The sequence below is a fragment of the Treponema sp. HNW genome, assembly GCF_050320395.1.
GTDB lineage: Bacteria > Spirochaetota > Spirochaetia > Treponematales > Treponemataceae > Treponema_C.
This window is the reverse complement of sequence record NZ_CP144459.1, coordinates 2,320,748-2,342,601: the sequence shown is the minus strand read 5'-3', so window position 1 is coordinate 2,342,601 and position 21,854 is coordinate 2,320,748. Positions and strand designations below refer to the sequence as shown.

Below are 21,854 nucleotides of genomic sequence, written 5' to 3'. Positions count from 1 at the left end.
ATATGGATTTTATACCCGAATCCTTTATCCGGCGTGTAAAGGTCTTTGTAAGACGCTATGCAGCGGCTTGTATTTTGTCCCTATGTATTGTTATCTTTGCTCTCAGCGATACGAGCTTGATTTCTTTGCGCCATATCCGCAATGTTTTTTCCGATGCGGCGCCCTTTTTGCTTGCAGGAGCCGGCATGGGCTTGTGCCTTTTTTCCGGCTATATAGACCTTTCGGCAGGAGCGACGGCGGTTTTTGCATCGGCGGTTGCAGCCTCTTTTTTGCAGGCTTCCGATACCGCCGGGCGTATGTTTCCGTTTTTACCTGCGTTTCCGTTTTTTTTGGTTGTGCCTGCCGCGGCGGCTCTTTGCTTTACCGTCGGTATGCTCAACGGATTTTTAATCAAAAAAATAGTATTACCCCCTTGGTTTGCAAGCCTCGGTACGGGTATCTTTTTAAGCTCACTGACGCGGGTTTATTTATATGACAAAGATATTTCTCTAAAAGTATTGGAAGGTTTTACACGAGGCTATAATTTTTTCGGTACGGGATATTTCGGCATAAGTCCGGTTTATTCGGTGCCCTTTACACTCATTTTTTCGATTTTTATTTTTGCGCTTGTGATTGTGTCGGTGAATATTTTTATAAAAGATATAAATCTTCCCCCCCTTCACCGAGACATAAAACTTTTTTGGCCCGTTTCACCCAAAATTCTCAGTTTGAAAGAAACAATGCTTTTATACGGTACCGCATCGGCTCTTTTTGCGCTGGCCGGTATGATGATATCGGCTCGGGCCGGAGCGGCATCGGTTTCCGTCTTTTCGGCGGCCGATTTTCAAACCGAGGTTATGGCCATGTGTTTTATAGCCTCCTTTTCTCTGTTCGGGGGCAGGGGAAACTGGACAGCCCTTGCCGTTTCGGTTTTGATTTTCAGCGCCTTCAGCTATGCATCCGACTTTGTCGGTGTAAACCGCTTTTTATCTTCGGGTGTCGGCGCCCTTATTATCTTAATATCTTCCGCCGCCGATATACGCACAAGGAGAAAAAATGCACTTTAAACTTCCCGAAAACCTTTTACTGGGCGCCGCAACGGCTGCAACTCAAATTGAAGGCGGAGACACAAATAACAGTTGGTACGATTGGGCGCTTTTACCCGGCCGCATTGCCGACGGTACAAGTCCTCTTCGCGCCGACGACCACTACAACCGCGTAGATGAAGATATCGAACTGATGAAACGCTTAAGCCTTCAAACCTACCGTTTCGGTTTGGAATGGAGCCGTATCGAGCCGGAGCAGGGCGGGTTTGACGAAAAAGCGATAGAGCATTACCGCAGTGAATTACAAAAACTGAAGGCCGCCGGCATAAAGCCCCTGGTAACCCTGCACCACTTTACCAATCCGCGCTGGTTTGAAAAAATCGGCGCTTTTGAACACCCCGATTCGCCGCGCATTTTTTTGAACTTTGTCCGTTATACGGTCGAACGGCTTGCAGATTCGGCCGATGAATGGATAACTATTAACGAACCGAATGTATATGCGGTAAACGGGTATTTTTTCGGAACCTGGCCGCCGGGCAAAAAAAACGATATCAAAGCGTTGTCTGCCGTATACACGAATATGGCGGCCTGTCACATCGCATCTTACCGCGAAATACACCGCATAAGACAAAAAGCCGGTTTTGCCCGCGATACGACGCGGGTCGGTTTTGCCAACCACTTGCGGATTTTTACGCCGCGCTGCCGTTTTAATCCCCTGCACCGCATATCGGCCGCCTTTATGGAGCACTCTTTTCAAAACGCTTTAACCGAAGCGGCGATGACCGGAAAAGCCTCATGGCCGGTAAAAAAACTTCCCGCCTCGGTTGACGGCGTTGCGCTCGGAGGCGGCCGCTTTTACGATTTTATCGGTATCAATTACTACAGCCGCGACGCAGTAAGTACGGGCAAAAACGGCGTATTTAAAAACATGCCGCACAACGACTTGGGCTGGGAAATCTATCCTGAAGGCTTGCGCCTTTTGTGCAAGCGCATGTACCGCCTGTATAAAGCCCCTATTTATATTACCGAAAACGGCACCTGCGATGAGGCGGACACATTCAGAAGCCGCTTTATTTACGAGCACTTAAAGGTCCTGTGCGAATCGGACTTACCCATAGAACGCTATTATCACTGGTCGCTTATGGATAACTTTGAATGGGCCGAAGGGGAACGTATCCGCTTCGGTTTAATCGCCGTGGATTACGAAACACAAAAGCGCACTGTCCGCAAAAGCGGCGATTTTTACGCGCACATCATTCAAAACCGCGGCGTAACCGGGGATATGTATAAGACTTACGTGGAAAACTCGCAGTATCGGGTGTAGTCAGTTACAAACTCTTATATTCAGCTTCGTGCAAATTCCGGAGCTATAATCCACGCTCCTTGAGAATAAGTTTTTGCAAATATATCGCTTTTAGTCCGTTGGAAAAGTATTTCTATTGCCGCGCTGACATCAAGAATGATTATCATCTGTTTCTGTCCTCTCTGATAAAATCGACCGGATTTGCTTTTTTTATGTTATCCGCAATAGAACGATTTTTGATTTTCATTAAGAGATTGTTTCGGCGTGATATATTTGATTCTTGGCGAGATAAACTTTTTTCAAGTAAAACGACGGTTTGTTGTGCTATCGTCCTGTTTTCATTTTTTGCAGCGTAACTGATTTTTCTATAGATATCTTCGGGGCATTCCCGTACTTGCAATAAAAGCTGTGAAAAAATTTAAATTTGTTGACAGCCGGTAAAAGCTGTCTTATACTGGATAGGGACATACAGTATAATTTTATCTAATACAGAGGACGAAACATGCACACGGATTCTCAAATTCAAAAACTTATTGACGGCTACGGCAGCTGGGTTCAGCAAGAGGGCGAAAACAAGGCGGGATCGAGCGGCGGAATGACTAAAAATCTGTTTCCATATTCCGCAATTTTTTCACCGATTCAAATTAACCGCACAACGGTAAAAAACCGTGTGGTTATGGCTCCTATGGGCAACCTCGATATGGCCGAAGAAACGGGCCGCCCGAGTTCCAAAATGCTCGAATATTTTTTTGCACGTGCAAAGGGCGGCTGCGGCTTGTTGACTACCGGCTTGATTCCGATAAGCCACGGAGTGGATCCGACCGTTACCGAGCCGGATAAACTTTCAACCTTTCCGCGTATAGACCGCACGCGCACGGTTATGGCCGGCTGGCGCGATTTGGCGCAGGGCGTTCATGCTTTCGGAAGCCAAGTGTACGTTCAGCTGACGCCCGGCTTGGGACGGGTAGGGCCGCCCATGTGCGTTTTAACGCAAATGAAATTTCCCAAATCGGCTTCACTTAATCCGAACTTTTATCTTCCCGGCGTTCCCTGTTTTCCTTTGACGGATGCTCAGTTAGACAAAATCGTAAAAAACTGCGGGCAGGCGGCGGCCGACGCAAAGGCTTGTCTGCTCGACGGCGTGTACTTGCACGGACACGAGGGCTATTTACTTGAACAAATGACAAACCGCGCCTTTAACCGCAGAAAATTGGGTAAATACGCCGACCCGCAGCGCTTCGGAATCGAACTGGTTAAATCAATCAGAAAACGCGCCGGGGACCGTTATCCGATTATGTACCGCATCGACTTATCGCTTGCGTTAAACGAAACCTACGGCGCCGATATGAAAAAAATCAAGTCGCTTAAAAAGTTTACAAACGGCCGCTCGATTCGGGAAACCCTCAACTATATGGAAAACCTTATAAAAGCCGGCGTCGATATTTTCGACGTGGATTTGGGCTGTTACGATAACTGGTGGCTTCCCCATCCTCCGGCAAGTATGCCCGCAGGATGTTTTCTTGAAGTATCCGAAATCGTTAAAAAGCACTTTAAAGAAAAGGGTATTCTTTCCAATGCGGGCGTTCCCGTTCCCGTCGTTGCGGTCGGAAAGCTCGGCTATCCCGACATTGCCGAAAAAGCGCTGCGCGACGGTATGTGCGATATGGTTATGCTCGGCCGCCCGCTTTTGGCAGACGAAAACTGGTGCAATAAAGCCTATGCCGGCGATGTGGAAAGCATACGTCCCTGTATCGGCTGTCAGGAAGGCTGTATCAATGAGTTTATCGAAGGCGGTCACCCGCAATGCGCCGTTAATGCCCGTACCGGTTTTGAGGATGTGTTTCCCCTTCATATGCCTAAAACGGATGCGCCGAAAAAAATCGGTGTCATAGGCGGCGGACCGGGCGGAATCGTCTTTGCGCTTAACGCATTGGAACGCGGCCACCGTGTAGATTTGATTGAAGCTTCGGACAAACTCGGAGGCCGCATTATTCCCGGTTCCGCTCCCAAAATCAAATACGATATACGCAACTATTTGGATTATCTTCGCGCCGCGGTACAAAAAGCCGAAAAAAAAGAAGGCTTTAAGCTTTTGCTCAACCGAAAAGCGTCCGCCGAATGGATAAAAAAACAAAACTACGATACGGTCGTATGCGCTTACGGAACAACGGATGTCGTGCCTCCCTTTGAGGGCTTCAATTCGGTGAAAAGCGTTCAAGCGGTCGATTTGCTGGTAAAACCGGAGCTGCTCGGCGATGCGAAAAAAATCGTGATTGTCGGCGGCGGTGTTGTCGGCTGCGAAACCGCATATTGGCTCGCATACGAACACGGAAAATCGGTATCGGTTGTCGAAATGCTTCCCCATATGATGCAGGGAGCTTGTACGGCAAACAGGGGACATCTTTTGCACTATATGAAAGAAAAAAACGTTTCTTTGTATAACTGCGCAAAGGTTGTGTCTTTCGGTAAAAATTGCGTAAACATTATTAAAAACGTTTCCGCAGGCGTTCCCGATCCCTTTAATACATGGGAACCGATTTTGCCGCCGAACATCGATAACCCGTTTGCAAAAAAAATCGACGAGCGCAAAACAAAGGACATGAGCCTTGAAGCCGATTTGGTTATTCTTGCCCTCGGAGGTAAGGCGGACCACTCTTTATTTTTTGAACTGCAAAAAGAGTGCGCCGCCAAAGAAATATACAATATCGGAGACAGTTATGCCGCAGGCCGCGTTCTTGAAGCCGCCCGCGCCGCATACCGGTTGGCTTTAAGAATTTGACATTTAAAAAACGGCCGCCGTTAAAAAGCGGGATGAACCCGCAGCAGCGGTTTTACATACGGGAGCTGTGAAAAAGACCGTGTTTTTTTACAACTCCCGTGCGCGGCCGATATAAGAGGAAATGATTTCATGGAGAAAAAAAATGCACTTATTATCGCCGTTGCCGGGAAGGGCGGCGTCGGTAAAACCTCCGTTTCGGCAAACATTGTCCGTTGTTTAGTCGATGCGTTTCCCGATAAAAGAATTTTGGCTATAGATGCCGACCCTGCGGTGGGCTTGGCGACCGCTTTGGGTATAGAGCCGCGTATGACAATCGACGATATACGGAAAAATATTGTTGAAAATGTTGCAGGCGGCAATACAAAAGAAGCTATAGAGCTTCTCGGCGAAGTTCGCTATAGAATTTACGATGCCCTTGTTGAAAAAGACGGCTTTTCTTTTATTGCCGTCGGCCGTCCCGAATCGGAGGGCTGTTATTGTAAAATCAACGGCTATTTAAAAGAGGTTATAACCTTATTGTCCGAGCAATTCGACTATGTAGTTATAGACGGGGAAGCCGGAATCGAACAAATCAACCGCCGAGTTATGGAAAAAGTTTCGCATCTTATTCTCGTTACCGATCCGAGTAAAAAAGGCACTCAGGTTATTCAAACCATCAAAACGGTTGCAGATGAGCTGGTTATGTACAAAGATATTGCCGTTATCGTAAACCGTATTTCCGACCTTTCTTTAAAAGACTTTATCGATACCGGCGGAATAAGAATTCTGTCGTATATACAAAGCGATAATAATTTAGCCTTATGCGATATTAAGGGACAAAGCGTTTTTAATCTTCCGTCCGACAGTTTGATTGTCTGCGGTGTAAAAAAGGCGCTGCAAAATATGAATATTCTTTAAAGGAGGAGGCGGGATGAAAGACCTGAAGCATTTGATATATTTTGAAAAATTGTTGGAAGACACGCATAACGAACTTATCCGGCAGGCAAAAAAGGACGGTAAACTTATGATAGGCTATACCTGCTATCATATGCCGGAGGTTGTTTTGAATGTCGATAACTGCGTTTCAATACGAATGAGGGCGCCCAATACCGGAGCTATGGATATTGCTTCGTATTATATGTCGAACTATACGTGCGAATTTTGCCGTGCGATTTTGGAACGCGCCTTTGAAGGCGGTTTTAATTTTTTGGATGCTTTTTGCGCGGTAGATGCATGCGCGATGATGAACCGTATGGCCGAAAATTTGGAATTGCTCAACCTTGTTTCAAACGATAAATTCTTTGTTACCCATGCGGATATTCCCTACAAGGTTGCGGATTACAGCGTGGAACATCATATGGTGCAAATACGCAAACGTATACTTGAAAAACTGCATTCGGTTTACGGTGTCGATATTTCCGATGCCGCGCTGCGCGATGCGGTTAACAGGCATAACGAAATATGCCGTATTATTACGGAAATATCGGAATTGCGTAAACTTGAAAATCCGCCGATTACCGGCTATGAATTTCACGTATTGACTATGGCGACGTATTGCTGCCCCAAGTATTTGCTGCTCGATAAATTGCGCGAAACCTTGGACGAAATAAAAAACAGACAGGTTGACGATAAACCCTGGTACCGCGCCCGCGTTGTGTTGGTCGGAAGCGAAGTGGACGACTTAACCTTAACAAAGTTGATAGAAGACTGCGGCGTTATGGTTGTTGCCGACCGCTATTGCTTCGGTGCAATTCCGGGGCGCGAAGTTATAGAATTAAACGATTCCGAAGATGTTCTTACGCAAATTTGCCGGCACTATCTTGAAACAAGCGAATGCCCGCGCTTTATGAGCAGCGACAAGGTTCAGCAGCGATTTAAAACGGCGGATACGCTTTTAAAAGAATACAATGCCGAAGGCATAATTTATGAGCAAATTAAATTTTGCGATTTTTGGGGATTTGAGCGTGCGTTGGCAAGCCATGTACTCACTAAAGATTTCGGCCGCAACGTATTGTCGATCGACCGTCCTTATGTATCAAGGACTTCCGGACAGCTTCGGACAAGAATACAAGCCTTTGTTGAAAGTCTTGAAATTAAGAGAATTCAAAAAGAAAGCGAGGGAGCGTAATGGAAAAACAAAGATTTAAGCAAAGCTTTTGGGATTGGCTTAGCTACGGCGACCGAAGGCTGGGAGTATTGTATAAAGAAGGCCGAATGGCATTTATCCGGCGTGAATGGCGGGGTGTAAAAAGTACCCTTATAGATTATATAAATTGGCTTAAATTGTGGGGAGTATTGATCGGCTTCACAATGAGGGCGCCCATTCCCATCGCCCGGGCTTTTTTTAAGTACCGCTGGCTTGCATCCTATTTATCGGTACCCGCCTTTGTAGACAGAAACTCAATGGGTTTGCGCGGCGGTCATCTTTCCATTTGCCATATCAATTTCAGAACGATTATAGCGCAGGGAACGATTTATATTGCCGATTTAATAAAAGCCGATAAAACGCTGGGAAAAAACAAGCGGCTTTCGCGCAAAATGGTATTGTTCGATGAAATGACCATGTCGCAAATTATGGCGGGCTTTCCCGATTTGGTAGGAGTTCCCTATCAGCTTATGCCGGTTTTTTTGGTTTCGGAAATAGATCAGCTGTCCTGTATTCCGTATATAGACGCCATTGAAAGTTACGGCTTGCCCTCCGATACCTGCCCCGTTCCGACCAGCGAAGCCGGTGCGGCCGTTTTGGACGCTTACCCTCCCTGCGGCGCATGCTTTATTTCGAGTACGATGCCCTGCGACGGAAGCGTCATGGCGTCGGCCTTTCAAGAGCGTAATTTGGAAATTCCCGTGTTTCCTCTTTCGTTTCCGGTGCGCTATCGGGATGAAGAAACCTTGCAATATGCCGTTGAAGACGTAAAAAAATGTATCGAATTTATCGAAAATTGTACCGGTGCGAAGTTTAATTGGGATGCATACTTTAAAAATATAGCCCGCTTTAACAAAGAAAACATCATGGAACAGGAACGCTGGGAAATCAATAAAACGAATTGCCCGGTGGTTACCGGTTCGTCGCTGAGTTTGTTTAGAGAATTTGCATACCAAATAGAAGGCGGCTTGGGTGAACCTACGTACAAATCTTATCAAAAAGCCAATAAGATTATGTACAATATTCATAAAAAGAAAACAACCTTCGGCCGGCAAACCCGATTCCGCGGTATCGTTTGGAGCTGTCCGTCCCACTACTATGCAAACTTTTCAACTTGGCTGCAATGCTGCTGGGGTATTACCGTATTGGTCGACATGGAAGCACTGAATTTTACAAAGCAGCTCGATGTGCAGGATAAGGATGAAGCATTCCGCGATTTGGCGCGATTGTACGAGCGGATGGTTATGCGAAAGCATACAAACGGCGGTTATGAAAACGTGTTGCCCGAATTGTGGAGAATGGTTGAAGAATTCAAAGTGGACATTGTTATTATGTATCAGCATGTTGCCTGCAAAACTATGGTAGGTCTTCAAGGTTTGTTCGACGAACAAGCCAGAGAACGGGGAATACACCTTATTTGGGTTCCCCACGATTTGATGGATCCGCGTACCGTTTCCCGCCGTGAAATGCGCGAAAGCGTAAACCGGTATATGCAGTCCGTTATGCAAGCCGAACCTGTAGACCCGAGTCTTATGGATATTGAAGACAGTGCGACATGGTAAAATATATGCATTTATTTTAGGAGGATTATATGAGTAAATATTATTTTGCAGGTTGTGATGTCGGTTCAACGTATACTAAATGCGTAGTTTTGGACGAAACGGGTAAAATATTGGCGCATACGACTCAAAGAAGCAAAATGAATGCCGAAGCGTCCGCCAAAATGGCTATGGAAGAAGTTCTTGCGAATATTCCCGAACTTAAAACGGCCGAAGATTTAACGTATTTAATCGGAACGGGATACGGAAGAAACAAAGTACCGTTTGCCGATGAAAACATTTCCGAAATAAGCTGCCATGCGATGGGTGTTCATGTTACGAATCCCGACGTAAAGGCCATAATCGATATAGGCGGGCAGGACGTAAAAGGGATAGCCATCGATAAAGACGGAACGGTTAAAAACTTTGCCATGAACGATAAATGTGCAGCCGGTACGGGGCGCTTTTATGAAGCGATGGCAAACGCTTTTGAAATGACCCTGAGCGAATTTTCAAAATTATCGCTTAATGCGCAAAACGTTATTCCGATAACCGCGCAATGCACCGTGTTTGCCGAAAGCGAAGTTATTACATTGGTCGGCGAAGGAAAACCGATGGATGAAATCGCTGCGGGCATACAAATGGCCGTTGCAAAACGCTGTTTTGTTATGGCAAAAAAAGCCGGAGCTGTTGACAGTATAACGCTGACCGGCGGCTGTGCAAAAAACATCGGTCTTAAAAAGGCGATAGAACACGTATTAAAACTGAAAGTTGTCGAGCTGGATACCGACCCCCAATTGATGGGCGCGCTCGGAGCGGCCGAATTTGCACGGCAAAAAGGCATGGCCGCGCTTTCCAAAAAGATAAAGGAGGCATCCTAATGGCGTGGTATTGGATTGTACTTATTGTATTGGCCGCATTTTTTTTGCTGACCTTTATAATCTTTATGGGTAATTTGGACATGAAACTGGTTGCGCTTATTTATAAATGGCTGCAAAAACATCATGATAAACTCGACAGTAAAAAGGTAAGTACGTTTTAATGAAAATCTATGACAGCCTGATTAAAGACATATGCGGCATATTAAAAGACAGTCCTTCTCACAGCTGGGATTTTAATCCGCAAAAAGGCTGGCATGATATCGGCGAACATGAGGTTGTGCTGCTGCAGGATACCGCCTTCGAAATGGGAGGGCAGGGGCTTGCAGCGGCAAACTGCTTATGCGTTACAAGCGACGAAAAACTTGTCGGTAAAGACAGGGTTGTTTTATTCGGAGAAGATTTAAACCGTATAAAGCAAAACTGTCCCTTTGCCCGCATTACCCTTGCTTCGGTTACAAATATAGACGGCGATGAAGATGCGGTCTATCGGCAAATAAAAGACATCGAATTTGCAAAATACCGCATATATCCTGAAGGCTATATGATGAGGATTTCGGCCGAAAATTATCGGGAGCAAGTGCGTATAAGCAAAAAAGCCGTTAAAGCCGGTATAAGTTTTGAATACGTCGGAAACGGTTTTATAAGCGAATATAAACGCAATGCGTCGGTAAAAAACGTGTGCGTCATTTTTATTACGGGAAATGCGGACTTTGACAAAATTACCGCACTGGCAAAAAAAGCGAACGATATGACCGCCGCCCTTTGCCATATAATGGACGGTATCGCCGCTAATTGCGGTTCCTGTAATCTTAAAGAATTGTGCAATGAAGTGGAGGGATTAAAGGAGCTTCATTTTAAACATAACAAAAAACATACGGTAAATTAAGTTACATGCGGATTTTGCCGGAAATATAAAGGGTTGTGCCAAGGCGTATAAAAAATATACGGTCCGCGCCCTATGCGTTGTCGGTATGGCCCCTCCTTCGGAAACGCTCACGGCAAATCTGAGCGCAAAAAACGTTAAAGATAAACATACGGTATTTTTTTATGTGCAGGGCGGCTTCGATTTGCAAAAGCTTTCCGGCTTAAACAAGTTTATTATGAGCTTAAAGGCAAAATCAATACGTAAAAATCTTGAAGCCAAAGACTCTCTTTCGCCGGATGAAAAATCGGTGCTGAAGATGGTGAGCGAGGGCGTATCAGTTGTGCAGGAAAGCAATCTTGCCGGTATTACGGAATGGTATCGCACAAAGGCGACCGATACCTAAGGTCTGTACAGTTTAGTTTAGACTTTAAAACCGTGCGGCGGTACAGTACGGTCTATGAACAATAAGCGGCTCTTATCAGGGAACTTCATTTTCCGTACATTGTTTCCAATCCCGTTTCCAACGGGGTGCTAAGATATAATTCTTCCAAATGTAAAAAAGCCGTGCGGCTGATATTTTTTCCGCCGAATCGGGCTATGTGATCCGTGTATATTTGGGAATCGATGAGTTTTCCGCCGCAGTGTTGAAAATTGTTTACAAAGTGTACGAGGGCGCATTTTGATGCATCCGGCACAAGAGAAAACATCGATTCTCCGAAAAAAACTTGCCCGATTAAAACGCCGTAAAAGCCGCCGCAAAGCTTACCGTTTTGATACGTTTCAAATGAGTGGGCAAATCCCAGCCGGTGAAATTCGGTATACGCTTTTATCATGTCGGGGCCTATCCATGTGCCGTTCCCGGCTTGCCGCTTTGTTTCGGCACAGGCGGTAATCACTTCGGTAAAGGCTCTATCCATTGTATATGTAAAACCTGCGGTATTTTTTTTCATGCTGCGGGCAAGCCGTGCAGGAGTATGGAATACTTCGGGAATTAAAACAAAACGCGGATCCGGCGACCACCACAATACGGGATCGCCGCTGTTATACCACGGAAAAACGCCCTGCAAATAAGCCGAAAGCAGTATATCGGCCGACAGAGGACCGCCGATGCCTACAATGTCTATTCCCACCGCTTCGGGTGAGGGAAATTCAAACCATTCTTTATCCGGAAAAGAGGCAAAAAAGATTTTTTCTTTTTCGGCAGCGGATAAAGCCGATACTTCGCTCATGCTTCAAGTTCTCGGGTTTTTTGCGGTTTATGCCGTGCGGTATCGGCTGTTTTATGACGCTTGCGAAAGGTAAGCGCAATATCGCCGTTTTTTTTGTATACGGTAACGCTTCCGCCCTTTGACAGGCTGCCGAACAATACTTCGTCCACAAGGGGAGAGGTTATTTTTTCATCTATTATACGGTTGATATTCCGAGCCCCGAATTCTTTTGAATAGCCTTGTTCGGCCAGCAGGGCAACAGCTTCGCCTTCGAGTTCCAAATCGACTTTTTTTTCGGACAGGCGCTCGGCAAGTTTTGCACTTTCTTTACGTACGATATCTTCGATTATTTCACGGCTCAAATGTGCAAAGGGAATAACGGCATCCAATCTGTTTCGGAATTCGGGACTGAATGTTTTTTCAACGGCTTCTTTTACCGCATTTTCCGTTTCATCGCGTTCACCGAAACCGATTTGCGTACGGCTTATATCGGCTGCACCTGCATTACTGGTCATAATTACGATTGTATTGCGGAAGTCGGCCGTTTTCCCTTGATTGTCGGTTAAGGAGCCGTAATCCATTACCTGCAAAAGAACGTTATAAATATCGCTGTGGGCCTTTTCGATTTCGTCGAGCAATATAACGGCATGGGGGTCTTTACGTACCGCCCCCGTTAAAAGGCCTCCTTCTTCAAAACCGACATAACCGGGGGGAGAACCGATAAGACGGCTGACCGTATGCTTTTCCTGATATTCGCTCATATCGAAGCGTAAAAGTTTGACACCCATTGTGTCCGCAAGGCAGCGCGCCAATTCGGTTTTTCCGACACCCGTGGGGCCTGCAAATAAAAAACAGCCGGCGGGTTTTTCGGGGCTGCGGAATCCCGCACGCGAACGTTTTACCGCCATCGAAAGAGCTTCCACTGCGGCATCCTGTCCGAAGATATTTTGCTTTAAATCGGGGGCAAGAGTGCGCAGTTTTTCCTTTTCGTCCGTATTTATGCTTTTTTCAGGGATACGTGCAATGCGTGCAAGTGTTTTTTCGATTAAGCCGGTATCGACGGTTTGTACCTTTGTCTGCTCCCGATTTTTATGCAGTTTCAGCCAAGCTCCCGCTTCATCGATGACATCTATAGCCTTATCGGGTAAGCGGCGTTCGTTAATATGTATTGCCGATAAGTCTACGGCGGCTTGTAAAGCTTCGTCCGTATAATGCACGCCGTGATAGGCTTCATATTTAGACTTTAGTCCCTTAAGTATGCCGATTGCCTCGCTGCGCGTCGGCTCCGTAATATCGATTTTTTGAAAACGCCTTGCAAGGGCGCGGTCTTTTTCGAATAAGCGGGTATATTCTTCAAAGGTGGTCGAGCCTATGCAGCGTATTTTTCCCGAAGCTAAAACCGGTTTTAAAAGATTCGATGCGTCCAAATTCCCTCCGGAGCCCGAACCCGCTCCGATAATCGTGTGGATTTCATCTATAAAGAGAACGGCTTTTTCTTTTTTTAAAAGCTCATCGCTTATGCGTTTAATGCGGTCTTCAAAGTCTCCGCGGTATTTTGTCCCCGCTACGAGGGCGCCCATATCGAGGCTGAACACTTCAAAACCGCGCAGTAAGTCGGGAACCGCTCCCGAGGCGATCTTTATCGCCAAGCCTTCGGTTATGGCCGTTTTTCCGACTCCCGCATCTCCTACGTGAATGGGATTGTTTTTTACCCGCCTGCATAAAATCTGCATGGTACGTTCAAGTTCTTCTTCGCGGCCGATAAGCTCATCCAACAAGCCCTTGGAAGCTTCTTCGGTTAAGTTGCGCGTATAGCGCTCCAATGCGCTTTTTTTGCGCGGTCCTTCATCGGCTTTTTCGGGGGCCTGTTCGTTATGAGCGGCCGCGGTTTCCGTTTTCCGAGTATTTTGTCCGGTTTGGACCGGGGTTTGAGACGCCGAATCGGAAAACTGCAAATAACCTATGGTTTCCAAGAGTGTAAGACGCGAAAGCCCTGCTTTTTTTAAATAATATGAAGAGTGATTTTTATCTTCGTCAAACAGACTGACCAAAACATCGGGAAGTTCGACCGTGTTTTTTTCGGCGGCGGCGCATTGTTCTACCGCTCGTCCCATAACGGACTTATAGCCTATGGTTTCCATAGGCTCGCCTCCCGCACCTACGGGAATCCTTTCGGCAAAATAATCTTCCAAATCGCGGTAGATGATTCCCGGATCCGTGCCGCATAAAAGTAACACATTGATAATGTATTCATCGTCGAGGGCCGCATACAAAAGGTGTTCCGGTGTCAAAAATTCGTGCTTAGCTTTTTTTGCGAGGGCAAAGGCTCGATGTAACGCCGTATTCAGTTTGGGTCCTATTTTCAACTATGCTTTCTCCATTATGCATTGAAGCGGATACCCGTTTTCCCGTGCGCTTTGAATCGTCAGGGCTGTGCGGGTTGCCGCTATATCGTATGTATAGACCCCGATTGCGGCCGATCCGCTTCGGTGTACTTTTTCGGTTAACGATACCGCATCGCTTTCCGTTTTACGGAATATATGCATTAAAACACGGGTAACGAAATCCTTTGTCGTATAATCGTCGTTTAATAAAATCACCCTATATTCCGGCGGTTCGGTAAAGTCCGTTTTTTCCGTAACCGATACCGTATTTTGATTTTGTATGTCCATACATCCCGCCCACACTGATATTATAACACAAGTTGTGCCGTTTTTCAGTAAAATTTGATTTATTTACAAAAAAAAGATTTTTGTCCGACCGGTTATAACACTGCATGTGCTGTGTAGCCGGCTGCGGCTGTTGATATTCTCTCCGTATAATGTACTGCAAAAACAGCGAAAAAGCAAGAAAAAACTCCCGTAAATTTTCTTGTTCCGTTATTGACAAAAGATATTAACTTCTATATACTTCTAGGACATCTCATTTAGGCATGCCTGCCTTGAATGGGATTTTTGTATGCAACGCCTCTGTAGCTCAGTCGGCAGAGCGCAACCATGGTAAGGTTGAGGTCAGCGGTTCGATCCCGCTCGGAGGCTTTTCCCCTCGGGGAGTCGTGAAGGAGTATGGCAAATGGCTAAAAAAGCAAAAACGGCGGTTGAGATTATTGCATTGCAGTGTTCCGAATGCAAGCGTAAAAATTATACTACTTATAAAAACCGTAAAAACATTCAGGGCAAGTTGGAAAAAAGCAAGTATTGTCCCTTTTGCCGCAAGCACCTCGTTCATAAAGAGACAAAAGCCAAATAATGACTCTTCGGGACGGCGTGTGCCGTATTTAGGTCAGTAGCTCTAATGGTAGAGCGTCGGTCTCCAAAACCGAATGTTGAGGGTTCGAGTCCTTCCTGGCCTGTATCTTAATAAAATAGCGGAGATCGGTGTATGAAAATCGTTCAGTTTTTTAAAGAATCCGTTGCCGAGTTGAAAAAGGTTGTGTGGCCTACCCGTGAAGATGTTTTTTCATCGGTAAAAGTGGTATTGATTTCCACCGTGATTGTAGCCCTTTTGCTCGGCGGCCTTGATATGTTGTTTACGGCCGGTTTCAACTTTATATTTTAGGTATTATTGATGGCGAAGGGATGGTATATTCTTCATACTTATTCGGGGTATGAAGGTAAAATAGAGCGCACTATACGTTCCATGATTGAAAACGGCGACCTTTCTTCCGATGTCGTGTTGGATATTAAGGTTCCGGTCGAGGATGTGGTTGAGGTTCGCGACGGGAAAAAACGAACCGTTTCAAAAAAGTTTTTGCCCGGTTATATTATGATAGAGCTCGATTTGCCGGATTTGGGCTGGAAACCCGTCTGTTCGGCAATTCGCCGTATACAGGGCGTAACGGGCTTTGTCGGTACAAACAGTAATGTGCGCCCGCGTCCCATTTCGAATGACGAGGCGATAGCCTTGCTCCAAAAATCCGGAGAAATAAAGGGCGAGCGCTCCGCGCGCGTCAAGCAAACCTTTGCCGTGGGCGAGCAGGTTAAGATTATCGACGGTCCCTTTATTTCCTTTTCCGGCTCTATCGAAGAAGTTAATTTGGAAAAAAACAAACTGCGTGTTACCGTCGGTATATTCGGGCGCGCAACTCCCGTTGAAGTTGATTTAACCCAAGTGGAAAAAATATAGCATCCCGTTTTTGGGAGGGGGCCGGAGGCTCCCGTTAGGCGGGTAAAATCCCGCTACACCAATATAAGGAGAAATAGATGGCGAAAAAAAAGGTAACGGCCGTTATCAAATTGCAGTGTCCTGCCGGTAAGGCAACGCCCGCGCCGCCCGTCGGTCCCGCTTTGGGCCCTCACGGTGTAAGCGCTCCGCAGTTTGTACAGCAGTTTAACGACCGTACAAAGTCGATGGAACCGGGACTTGTTATACCGGTTATTATTACCGTTTTTCAGGATAAATCCTTTACGTTTATTTTGAAAACGCCGCCTGCAGCCGTACTTATTAAGAAGGCCGCGGGGCTTGAAAAAGGTTCGGGTAACCCTTTAAAGGATAAGGTCGCAAAGCTTTCGGCGTCTCAGCTCGAAGAAATTGCAAAAACCAAAATGCCCGACATTAATGCCAACGATATTGAGGCGGCAAAAAAAATCATCGCCGGTACTGCGCGCAGTATGGGTGTAGAGGTGGAGCGGTAATATGAAGCACGGAAAAAAATATCGCGAATCACTTAAAAAGTATGATTCTTCACAGACCTATGACGTACAAAAGGCTTGCGAACTTGTAAAAGAGCTTAAATACGCCAATTTTGATGAAACCGTTGAAGCGCATATCAGCTTGAAGCTTGATAAAAGCCAAAGCGTTCGGGATACCCTGGTGTTTCCTCATCAGTTCCGCGGCGAAAAAAAGGTGCTTGTTTTTTGTAAAGAAGACCGCATTAAAGAAGCTTTGGATGCCGGTGCCGCTTATGCGGGCGCCGATGAATACATCGAAAAGGTGAAGGGCGGCTGGCTTGAGTTCGATATTGCCGTTGCCACCCCCGATATGATGAAGGATGTCGGAAGGCTGGGTATGGTGCTCGGCCGCAAAGGTTTGATGCCCAACCCCAAAACGGGAACCGTTACGAACGATATAACGGCGGCTATCGGCGAATTGAAAAAAGGCCGTGTCGAGTTCCGTACCGATAAGGGCGGCGTTATTCACATGCCGGTCGGAAAGGTGTCTATGGACCCGGCACAGGTTGCGGCCAACGTATCGACCCTCTTGGCCGAAGTTGCCCGCAAGCGTCCCGCATCTTCAAAGGGTGCCTTTGTTCAGTCCGTGTCGGTAAACTCGACGATGGGCCCCGGCGTATGGGTCGATTATAAGGAGGCAGAATAATTATGGCTATCATAGCTAAAAAAATCCAGCCTGCAAAACTTGAAGCGATCGCGGCGACAAAGGCCGCGTTTGAAAACTATAAAGGTTTTATTTTTGCGGATTACCGCGGTTTGACCGTTGAAAGCATTACCGCTTTGCGCCGCAAATTAAACGAAAAGAATGCCAAGCTGAAGGTTGTAAAAAATACCTATGCGCGCGTTGTTTTCGATGAGATGAAGATCGAAAATGTGGCCGAGTATTTAACCGGTCCGACGGCTATTGCCTTGACAACCGAAGATGCCAACGAAGTTGCAAAAATCTTATTCGATTTTGCAAAGGAAGCTCCCGGTTTACAGGTTAAGGGTGCCTATATCGATACGGAACTCTATGATGCGGCAAAGATTGAAGCTTTTTCCAAGCTTCCCGGACGCCAGCAGCTTTTGGCGATGATCGCATCGACCATCAATGCGCCCGTACAAAAGCTTGCGGCAACCTTGCTTGCCTATGTGGAAAAGCGTCAAGCCGAAGAAGCCTCCGGCGCAAGTGCGCCTAAGGCCGAAGAGGCTCCGAAAGCGGAAGCCGCTCCCGCTTCCGCTCCTGTGGACAGCGCCGATGCCGGCGGCAGCGCTCCTGCCGAAAGTGCACCTGCCGATAACGCGGCCGCCCCTGCGGACGGTGCTCCGGCAGCGGAATAAAAATACTGTTTACGATTCAGGCTTCGCAGCTGTCGTCCTGTACGTAATATAAAAAATGCCTATTTTTAAGGAGAAGATAATAATGGCAGCAATGACAAAAGAAGACATTCTTGATGCAATCGCATCGATGACGGTACTTGAGGCTTCCGAGCTCGTAAAAGCTATGGAAGAAAAATTCGGTGTAACCGCCGCAGCCCCCGTTATGGTAGCGGGCGCAGCCGGTGCTGCAGGTGCCGCAGCCGGCGGTGCTGAAGAGCAGTCCGAATTCACGGTAACCTTGGAAAGCGTTGACGCTTCCAAGAAAATTGCCGCAATTAAGGCTGTCCGTGAAATTACCGGCTTAGGCTTAAAAGAAGCAAAAGATTTGGTTGAAGGCGCTCCGAAGCCCGTTAAAGAAGGCGTATCCAAGGAAGAAGCCGCTAAAATCAAAGAAACGCTTGAAGCCGCCGGCGGTGTTGTTAAGATTGCATAATATAATTATTTGTACGGCCTTGTGCCGTACAAAACATTTAAAATTAAAAACGACGCACATGCTGCCTGAAAGATTGAAAATTTCGGGCGGCTATATCTGTTTATACGCAAGAGCAAGGGGGATTTAATGTTCGCGAAAAGCCGGACGGTGAATCGTCAATATATCGGAAAAAATATCCGCAATTTTATGGAGCTTCCCAACCTGATAGACATTCAGCTTCAATCGTACGAGAATTTTTTGCAAAAAGAAAAACTCGATAAAAAACAGCCGCTTGCAGTTCAGGGTCTTGAAGAAGTCTTTCGTTCCACATTCCCCATCGAAAGCCCTAACGGCGATATGCTTTTGGAATATGAATATTACGAGCTTGACGAAGCCAATATTAAATATACGGAATTGGAATGTAAGCAAAAAGAGCTTACCTATTCGGTTCCTTTAAAAGCCCGCATAAATCTGATTTTTCAGCAAACGGGTGAAATCCGCCAAAAAGGCATTTACATGGGCGATATTCCCCTGATGACCGAGCGGGGAACCTTTATCATAAACGGTGCCGAACGGGTTGTCGTTTCGCAAATTCACCGTTCGCCCGGCGTTATTTTTAACCACGAAAAGGGCATCTATTCAAGCCGCATTATTCCCTACCGCGGAAGCTGGCTCGAATTTGAAATCGACCCCAAAAAAGAACTTATCTACGCAAAAATCGACCGCAAAAAACGCATTTTGGGCACCATCTTTTTGCGCGCTTTGGGATTCAGCACCCGCGAAGAAATTATCCGTATGTTTTACGATACGGAAAAAATCAAAATCAAAGATACCCGCGAATTCCGCGATTCTTTAGTCGGAAAAGTTCTTGCCGATGCCGTTTACATTAAGGACGGCGAAACCGGCGAGCAAAAAAAATTATTCCGCGCGAGCGAAAAACTCCAGCCTCACAATATCGACGAGCTGTTTTTGCACCCGGAAATCAAATCGCTTTCGGTGATTAAGTTTACCGGAGAATCTTCTCTCGATTCGCAGATGATAATCAACTGTTTTGAACGCGAAGAAATCCGGTTTATAAAAGAAGGCTCCGAATCCGATGAGCCGACCCTTGAAGACGCCCTTTCGGCCGTCTATCAAGTGCTTATGCCCGGCGAGCCCATTACGGTTGAAGTTGCCGAAAAAGACCTGCACAGTATGTTTTTTTCGCCGCGCCGTTACGATTTGGGCAGGGTAGGCCGCTACAAGCTGAATAAAAAGTTCGACGTAAAAGAGCCGATAACCGATCATACCCTCGTCAAACAGGATATTATCGCAACGATGAAGTATCTTATCAAGGTATATATCGGAGATGAAAATATCGACGATATCGACCACCTCGGCAACCGCCGCGTGCGTTCGGTCGGCGAACTTATGACAAACCAGCTTAAAACGGCTTTCAGCCGCATGGAGCGCATTGCAAAAGAGCGGATGGGCTTAAAAAAAACCGAAACGATGAAGCCCCAGGACCTTATTTCGATAAAGCCGATTGTCGCTTCAATAAAAGAATTTTTCGGTTCAAGCCAGCTCTCCCAGTTTATGGATCAGGTTAACCCCCTTGCCGAGCTTACTCACAAGCGCCGTTTGAACGCCTTAGGCCCCGGCGGTCTTTCACGCGACCGCGCAGGCTTTGAAGTCCGCGACGTTCACTATACCCACTACGGCCGTATGTGTCCGATTGAAACGCCCGAAGGCCCGAATATCGGTCTTATCGTTTCTCTTGCCATTTATACGCGCGTAAACGAATACGGCTTTTTGGAAGCCCCCTACCGCAAGCTTGAAAACGGAAGGGCTACCGACCGGGTTGACTTTTTGTCGGCTATGGACGAAGACCGCTACTATATCGGTCAGGTTTCGGTCGGCATGAAAGAAGACGGTTCCTTTGCCGGCGAACGCATTGCATGCCGCCGCTACGGCGATTATACGTCGCGCAACCCGAATGACGTTCAGTACATGGACGTTTCGCCCAAGCAGATTATTTCGGTTTCGGCCGCCCTTATCCCCTTTTTGGAGCATGACGACGCAAACCGCGCCCTCATGGGCTGTAACATGCAGCGCCAAGCCGTGCCCCTCTTGTTCCCCGAACCCCCGCGGGTCGGAACCGGTATGGAAGCAAAATGCGCCTACGATTCGGGCGTATTGATAAAGGCTCTGCGGCCGGGAACGGTCAGCCGCCTTACCTCCGAAGAGATTTGCATAAAGCCGGATAAACAAAAAAATGCCGATGATTTCGACGTGTACACGATGTTAAAATATCAGAGGACAAACCAGGACACCTGTTATCACCAGCGCCCCGTGGTTGCCCCCGGTCAAAAGGTTAAAAAAGGCGATGTACTTGCCGACGGGCCTGCAACGGTAAACGGAGAACTTGCCCTGGGCCGCAACATTCTCGTAGGCTTTGTGCCCTGGAACGGATACAACTACGAAGACGCGGTGTTGATTTCTCAGCGTGTAGTACGCGAAGATATGTTTACCTCGATTCACATTAAGGAATTCACGATTGAAATCCGCGAAACAAAGCTGGGCCCTGAAAAAATTACCCGCGATATTCCGAATACAAGCGAAAAAACGCTGGACAACCTCGATGCGGAAGGTATTATCCGCATCGGTGCCAAGGTGCGCTCCGGCGATATTTTGGTGGGAAAGGTAACGCCCAAAAGCGAAACCGACACCACCCCCGAGTTTAAACTGCTTAATTCAATCTTCGGTGAAAAGGCGAAAGAAGTGCGCGATTCGTCCTTACGTATTCCCCACGGAATTGAAGGGACGGTTATCGACGTTCAGCGTTTGCGCCGCTCCGAAGGAGACGATTTGAATCCGGGCGTTGATGAAGTGGTAAAGGTATTGATTGCAACGAAGCGCAAACTGCGCGAAGGCGATAAAATGGCCGGCCGCCACGGAAACAAGGGTATTGTCGCCCGCATTTTGCCGATTGAAGATATGCCCTATTTGGAAGACGGAACCCCGCTCGATGTATGTTTGAACCCCCTGGGCGTTCCTTCCCGTATGAATATCGGTCAGATTTTGGAATCGGAGCTCGGTCTTGCGGGCTTGTACTTAAACGAATGGTACGAGTCCCCCGTTTTCCAATCGCCGTCCAGCGAGCAGATTGAAGAAAAACTTAAAAAGGCGGGCTTTAAAGCCAATTCCAAGGCCGTATTGCGCGACGGACGCACGGGAGAACCCTTCCAAAACGAGGTGTTTGTCGGCGTTATCTATTACTTAAAACTGCATCACCTGGTAGACGACAAAATGCACGCCCGTTCAACCGGTCCCTATTCTTTGGTTACCCAGCAGCCCTTGGGCGGAAAGGCCCAGTTCGGCGGTCAGCGCTTGGGAGAAATGGAAGTATGGGCGCTTGAAGCATACGGTGCGGCGAATACATTGCAGGAACTCTTGACCATCAAGTCCGACGATATGAACGGACGTTCCAAAATATACGAATCCATTGTAAAAGGCGAGCCCTCTACGGCAGCCGGCGTCCCCGAATCCTTTAACGTTTTGGTTCAGGAATTGCGCGGCTTGGCCCTCGATTTTACGATTTACGATGCAAAAGGTAAGCAAATCGCCCTTACCGAGCGCGATGAAGAACTGATAACAAAGGCGGGCTCGAACTTTTAGGACTTAAGGGTGCGGTGTTTGCGCGCCCTTAG

At 47.0% G+C, this 21,854-nt stretch carries 22 protein-coding genes and 2 tRNA genes; 20 read left to right on the top strand and 4 right to left on the bottom strand.

Annotation, left to right across the window (positions count from 1 at the left end):
* Positions 1-2 precede the first annotated feature (2 nt).
* Complete coding sequence (locus tag V1L52_RS11010; protein WP_428769621.1) at positions 3-1,046, top strand: ABC transporter permease; 1,044 nt, start codon at positions 3-5, stop codon at positions 1,044-1,046.
* Positions 1,036-2,349 (top strand): glycoside hydrolase family 1 protein, encoded by a 1,314-nt coding sequence (locus V1L52_RS11005; RefSeq protein WP_428769619.1) that lies wholly within the window; start codon positions 1,036-1,038, stop codon positions 2,347-2,349. Before V1L52_RS11010 ends, V1L52_RS11005 begins: the two co-directional genes overlap by 11 nt.
* A gap of 20 nt (positions 2,350-2,369) precedes the next feature.
* Here V1L52_RS11005 and V1L52_RS11000 read toward each other — a convergent pair whose 3' ends face one another.
* Positions 2,370-2,495, bottom strand: coding sequence for a hypothetical protein (locus V1L52_RS11000; protein ID WP_428769617.1), 126 nt, complete (start codon positions 2,493-2,495; stop codon positions 2,370-2,372).
* 335 nt (positions 2,496-2,830) lie between these two features.
* Here V1L52_RS11000 and V1L52_RS10995 point away from each other — a divergent pair, with 335 nt between their 5' ends.
* From V1L52_RS10995 to V1L52_RS10960, 8 genes are all read left to right on the top strand, one after another.
* Entirely contained in the window at positions 2,831-5,107 is a 2,277-nt protein-coding gene (locus V1L52_RS10995) for an FAD-dependent oxidoreductase (protein WP_428769615.1), read from the top strand.
* 129 nt (positions 5,108-5,236) lie between these two features.
* Positions 5,237-6,004 (top strand): AAA family ATPase, encoded by a 768-nt coding sequence (locus V1L52_RS10990; RefSeq protein WP_428769613.1) that lies wholly within the window; start codon positions 5,237-5,239, stop codon positions 6,002-6,004.
* Between the two features lie 13 nt (positions 6,005-6,017).
* On the top strand, positions 6,018-7,214 hold the full coding sequence (locus tag V1L52_RS10985) for a 2-hydroxyacyl-CoA dehydratase family protein (protein WP_428769611.1): 1,197 nt from the start codon (positions 6,018-6,020) through the stop codon (positions 7,212-7,214).
* A complete protein-coding gene (locus tag V1L52_RS10980) occupies positions 7,214-8,794 on the top strand; it encodes a 2-hydroxyacyl-CoA dehydratase family protein (protein ID WP_428769609.1) in 1,581 nt (526 codons plus the stop codon). Before V1L52_RS10985 ends, V1L52_RS10980 begins: the two co-directional genes overlap by 1 nt.
* A 29-nt stretch (positions 8,795-8,823) precedes the next feature.
* Positions 8,824-9,651 carry an acyl-CoA dehydratase activase gene (locus V1L52_RS10975; protein WP_428769607.1) on the top strand — a complete coding sequence of 276 codons (828 nt, stop codon included), beginning with the start codon at positions 8,824-8,826 and terminating at the stop codon, positions 9,649-9,651.
* A complete protein-coding gene (locus tag V1L52_RS10970; protein ID WP_428769605.1) occupies positions 9,651-9,812 on the top strand; it encodes a hypothetical protein in 162 nt (53 codons plus the stop codon). Before V1L52_RS10975 ends, V1L52_RS10970 begins: the two co-directional genes overlap by 1 nt.
* Positions 9,812-10,537, top strand: coding sequence for a hypothetical protein (locus tag V1L52_RS10965; protein ID WP_428769603.1), 726 nt, complete (start codon positions 9,812-9,814; stop codon positions 10,535-10,537). Before V1L52_RS10970 ends, V1L52_RS10965 begins: the two co-directional genes overlap by 1 nt.
* Positions 10,538-10,622: 85 nt before the next feature.
* Positions 10,623-10,919 (top strand): hypothetical protein, encoded by a 297-nt coding sequence (locus V1L52_RS10960; RefSeq protein ID WP_428769601.1) that lies wholly within the window; start codon positions 10,623-10,625, stop codon positions 10,917-10,919.
* Positions 10,920-11,004: 85 nt separating this feature from the next.
* Here V1L52_RS10960 and aat read toward each other — a convergent pair whose 3' ends face one another.
* The 3 genes from aat to V1L52_RS10945 are packed head-to-tail and all read right to left on the bottom strand — an operon-like array spanning position 11,005 to position 14,396.
* Positions 11,005-11,745 carry a leucyl/phenylalanyl-tRNA--protein transferase gene (gene aat, locus V1L52_RS10955; protein ID WP_428769599.1) on the bottom strand — a complete coding sequence of 247 codons (741 nt, stop codon included), beginning with the start codon at positions 11,743-11,745 and terminating at the stop codon, positions 11,005-11,007.
* Positions 11,742-14,090 (bottom strand): ATP-dependent Clp protease ATP-binding subunit ClpA, encoded by a 2,349-nt coding sequence (clpA, locus tag V1L52_RS10950; RefSeq protein ID WP_428769597.1) that lies wholly within the window; start codon positions 14,088-14,090, stop codon positions 11,742-11,744. The genes aat and clpA overlap by 4 nt, the downstream gene beginning before the upstream one ends.
* Positions 14,091-14,396 (bottom strand): ATP-dependent Clp protease adaptor ClpS, encoded by a 306-nt coding sequence (locus tag V1L52_RS10945; protein WP_428769595.1) that lies wholly within the window; start codon positions 14,394-14,396, stop codon positions 14,091-14,093.
* A 293-nt stretch (positions 14,397-14,689) separates the two neighbouring features.
* Here V1L52_RS10945 and V1L52_RS10940 point away from each other — a divergent pair.
* From V1L52_RS10940 to rpoB, 10 genes are all read left to right on the top strand, one after another.
* Positions 14,690-14,762, top strand: a tRNA-Thr gene (locus tag V1L52_RS10940).
* 34 nt (positions 14,763-14,796) lie between these two features.
* Positions 14,797-14,973 carry a 50S ribosomal protein L33 gene (rpmG, locus tag V1L52_RS10935; RefSeq protein WP_428769593.1) on the top strand — a complete coding sequence of 59 codons (177 nt, stop codon included), beginning with the start codon at positions 14,797-14,799 and terminating at the stop codon, positions 14,971-14,973.
* 30 nt (positions 14,974-15,003) lie between these two features.
* Positions 15,004-15,076 (top strand) — tRNA-Trp (locus V1L52_RS10930).
* A 29-nt stretch (positions 15,077-15,105) separates the two neighbouring features.
* Entirely contained in the window at positions 15,106-15,282 is a 177-nt protein-coding gene (gene secE, locus V1L52_RS10925) for a preprotein translocase subunit SecE (protein WP_428769591.1), read from the top strand.
* Between the two features lie 9 nt (positions 15,283-15,291).
* On the top strand, positions 15,292-15,849 hold the full coding sequence (nusG, locus tag V1L52_RS10920) for a transcription termination/antitermination protein NusG (RefSeq protein ID WP_428769589.1): 558 nt from the start codon (positions 15,292-15,294) through the stop codon (positions 15,847-15,849).
* Positions 15,850-15,926: 77 nt separating this feature from the next.
* Positions 15,927-16,358, top strand: coding sequence for a 50S ribosomal protein L11 (rplK, locus tag V1L52_RS10915; protein WP_428769587.1), 432 nt, complete (start codon positions 15,927-15,929; stop codon positions 16,356-16,358).
* A 1-nt stretch (position 16,359) separates the two neighbouring features.
* Entirely contained in the window at positions 16,360-17,040 is a 681-nt protein-coding gene (gene rplA, locus V1L52_RS10910; protein WP_428769585.1) for a 50S ribosomal protein L1, read from the top strand.
* A 2-nt stretch (positions 17,041-17,042) separates the two neighbouring features.
* The gene (gene rplJ / locus V1L52_RS10905) at positions 17,043-17,714 is read left to right on the top strand and encodes a 50S ribosomal protein L10 (protein ID WP_428769583.1); all 672 of its coding nucleotides are present in this window, start codon (positions 17,043-17,045) and stop codon (positions 17,712-17,714) included.
* An 82-nt stretch (positions 17,715-17,796) separates the two neighbouring features.
* Positions 17,797-18,186 carry a 50S ribosomal protein L7/L12 gene (rplL, locus tag V1L52_RS10900; protein WP_428769581.1) on the top strand — a complete coding sequence of 130 codons (390 nt, stop codon included), beginning with the start codon at positions 17,797-17,799 and terminating at the stop codon, positions 18,184-18,186.
* Between the two features lie 126 nt (positions 18,187-18,312).
* The gene (gene rpoB / locus V1L52_RS10895; protein WP_428769579.1) at positions 18,313-21,822 is read left to right on the top strand and encodes a DNA-directed RNA polymerase subunit beta; all 3,510 of its coding nucleotides are present in this window, start codon (positions 18,313-18,315) and stop codon (positions 21,820-21,822) included.
* The last annotated feature ends 32 nt before the right edge of the window (positions 21,823-21,854 follow it).

Bases quoted from the DNA above. Each gene is read 5' to 3' on its own strand.
- rplJ (WP_428769583.1), top strand. From the start codon at position 17,043: ATGGCTATCATAGCTAAAAAAATCCAGCCTGCAAAACTTGAAGCGATC.
- V1L52_RS11000 (WP_428769617.1), bottom strand. From the start codon at position 2,495: ATGATAATCATTCTTGATGTCAGCGCGGCAATAGAAATACTTTTCCAA.
- V1L52_RS10960 (WP_428769601.1), top strand. From the start codon at position 10,623: ATGGCCCCTCCTTCGGAAACGCTCACGGCAAATCTGAGCGCAAAAAAC.
- nusG (WP_428769589.1), top strand. From the start codon at position 15,292: ATGGCGAAGGGATGGTATATTCTTCATACTTATTCGGGGTATGAAGGT.
- V1L52_RS10975 (WP_428769607.1), top strand. From the start codon at position 8,824: ATGAGTAAATATTATTTTGCAGGTTGTGATGTCGGTTCAACGTATACT.
- rplA (WP_428769585.1), top strand. From the start codon at position 16,360: ATGAAGCACGGAAAAAAATATCGCGAATCACTTAAAAAGTATGATTCT.
- V1L52_RS10945 (WP_428769595.1), bottom strand. From the start codon at position 14,396: ATGGACATACAAAATCAAAATACGGTATCGGTTACGGAAAAAACGGAC.
- V1L52_RS11010 (WP_428769621.1), top strand. From the start codon at position 3: ATGGATTTTATACCCGAATCCTTTATCCGGCGTGTAAAGGTCTTTGTA.
- rplL (WP_428769581.1), top strand. From the start codon at position 17,797: ATGGCAGCAATGACAAAAGAAGACATTCTTGATGCAATCGCATCGATG.
- aat (WP_428769599.1), bottom strand. From the start codon at position 11,745: ATGAGCGAAGTATCGGCTTTATCCGCTGCCGAAAAAGAAAAAATCTTT.
- V1L52_RS10970 (WP_428769605.1), top strand. From the start codon at position 9,651: ATGGCGTGGTATTGGATTGTACTTATTGTATTGGCCGCATTTTTTTTG.
- rplK (WP_428769587.1), top strand. From the start codon at position 15,927: ATGGCGAAAAAAAAGGTAACGGCCGTTATCAAATTGCAGTGTCCTGCC.
- V1L52_RS11005 (WP_428769619.1), top strand. From the start codon at position 1,036: ATGCACTTTAAACTTCCCGAAAACCTTTTACTGGGCGCCGCAACGGCT.
- rpmG (WP_428769593.1), top strand. From the start codon at position 14,797: ATGGCTAAAAAAGCAAAAACGGCGGTTGAGATTATTGCATTGCAGTGT.
- V1L52_RS10985 (WP_428769611.1), top strand. From the start codon at position 6,018: ATGAAAGACCTGAAGCATTTGATATATTTTGAAAAATTGTTGGAAGAC.
- rpoB (WP_428769579.1), top strand. From the start codon at position 18,313: ATGTTCGCGAAAAGCCGGACGGTGAATCGTCAATATATCGGAAAAAAT.
- V1L52_RS10990 (WP_428769613.1), top strand. From the start codon at position 5,237: ATGGAGAAAAAAAATGCACTTATTATCGCCGTTGCCGGGAAGGGCGGC.
- V1L52_RS10995 (WP_428769615.1), top strand. From the start codon at position 2,831: ATGCACACGGATTCTCAAATTCAAAAACTTATTGACGGCTACGGCAGC.
- secE (WP_428769591.1), top strand. From the start codon at position 15,106: ATGAAAATCGTTCAGTTTTTTAAAGAATCCGTTGCCGAGTTGAAAAAG.
- V1L52_RS10980 (WP_428769609.1), top strand. From the start codon at position 7,214: ATGGAAAAACAAAGATTTAAGCAAAGCTTTTGGGATTGGCTTAGCTAC.
- V1L52_RS10965 (WP_428769603.1), top strand. From the start codon at position 9,812: ATGAAAATCTATGACAGCCTGATTAAAGACATATGCGGCATATTAAAA.